The sequence below is a fragment of the Listeria sp. SHR_NRA_18 genome (assembly GCF_003856515.1).
Lineage (GTDB): Bacteria > Bacillota > Bacilli > Lactobacillales > Listeriaceae > Listeria_A > Listeria_A newyorkensis.
On record NZ_QPKR01000047.1, the window covers coordinates 1 to 614 of the forward strand.

The window sequence follows — 614 nt, forward strand, 5'->3', positions numbered from 1 at the left end:
GGTACACACCTGATGTCGATTGAATTAGAAAAGGTAACAATTTCAGCCGTGAGTTGCCAACATGATGATTTTCATTGGCAGGTAATGTGAGCCCGAGGCAATGGATAGCGAGCTGGAAAAGATAAACGCTAGCTCATTATCACTTAATGTGAGCTCGGGAGGATTTTCATTGTCACTTAATCTGAGCCGAAAATTACGCTGATTGCGAGCCCGAGGGATTTCGATTGCGAGCCGTTACACCTACCAGGAGATAGAGAAGCCATTTTTAAGCAGGTCATACACGGCTTTCTGAAAGCGACCACCACGGATAATGTAGTGCGTCATCTGCTGCCCGTTCTTTTTCCCGCCAGGTAAGCCGGTATTTGATGGCATAAGCCCGACTTCCTCCATCTTCGCGCCCCATACACGATCATGATAGCCGCCCCGGCATTTTTTAACCGGGGCGTAATGCTGCCACACATGCACCATTTCATGTACCAGTGTTGACAGGGTATCGGCCAGCGAACGGCCACCGAAGTAATCGGGATTCATCGCCAGTTCCGATATGCTGGATTCCCCTGTGAAGCGTTCAGGCGCGAAATAACCAAAGGTGTTACGACCGCGCTGTAACGTAA

General features: G+C 49.5%; 1 protein-coding gene. It reads right to left on the bottom strand.

Annotation, left to right across the window (positions count from 1 at the left end):
- Positions 1-240: 240 nt before the first annotated feature.
- Positions 241-614: SprT-like domain-containing protein (locus DUK53_RS17065; RefSeq protein ID WP_236637331.1), on the bottom strand; the 374-nt coding region annotated here is incomplete at its 5' end.